The organism is Psychrobacter sp. 1U2, assembly GCF_051847575.1.
Genome location: NZ_JBPYDC010001181.1, coordinates 1 through 677 on the forward strand (window position 1 = coordinate 1; position 677 = coordinate 677).

At 43.3% G+C, this 677-nt stretch carries 1 protein-coding gene; it reads right to left on the reverse strand.

Features of this window, described 5'->3' with window-relative positions:
- A partial coding sequence (locus tag ACS8FD_RS21075; RefSeq protein ID WP_439277302.1) for a zinc-binding dehydrogenase occupies nt 1-677 on the reverse strand: 677 nt, incomplete at both ends.

A 677-nucleotide genomic window follows, 5' to 3' on the forward strand; every position in this document is an offset into this window, starting at 1 on the left:
ACCGAATTGCGGTGCCGCCATAAGCGTCTCCCCAGCTTTATCGATAGGCATACTTAAGGTAGCAAAGGCTTTATCTAGTAAGCTTTTATCAGGATTCCTCCAAGCTTCTATTTCTTGACGAACTTGATCTTCGTAGGCTTTATTATCGGTAGTACTGGTATTAGTAGCACTACCTTGACTCGCTTTTTCATCAGCGATTGTTTTATTATCAGTAGTAGCTGTTTCGTTAGTACTTGTCTCTTCGTCATCAGAAACTTTTAAGACAATTTTACCAAAGGTATCGCCTTTTTGTAGCTCACTGTGCGCGGCAACGACTTCAGATAGCGGATAAGTCTGCTGAATTTGTAACTTCAACTTTCCATCTCCTACTTTCTGTAAGACCTGACCCATAACCTCTCCACTACGCTGAGCCTTAAAACCTGCCACATTTAGGTTGTCCTGGCTACCCGCCTCTTTAAGTTTATCGACCCAAATAGTAGGTAATACATTGACGCGTCCGCCAGATTTAAGCACATCAAGCGCGCGTACGCCAGCATCATCACCGACTAAGTCCAGTAGCACATCGGCTTGCAAATTAGGGAATGCATCTTCTTTAGTATAGTCAATCCAGCCTGCAAGCTTGCTCTTATCTACGAGAGTATCAAGCTTGCTATATTTTTCTGGTGAGCAGATAACAG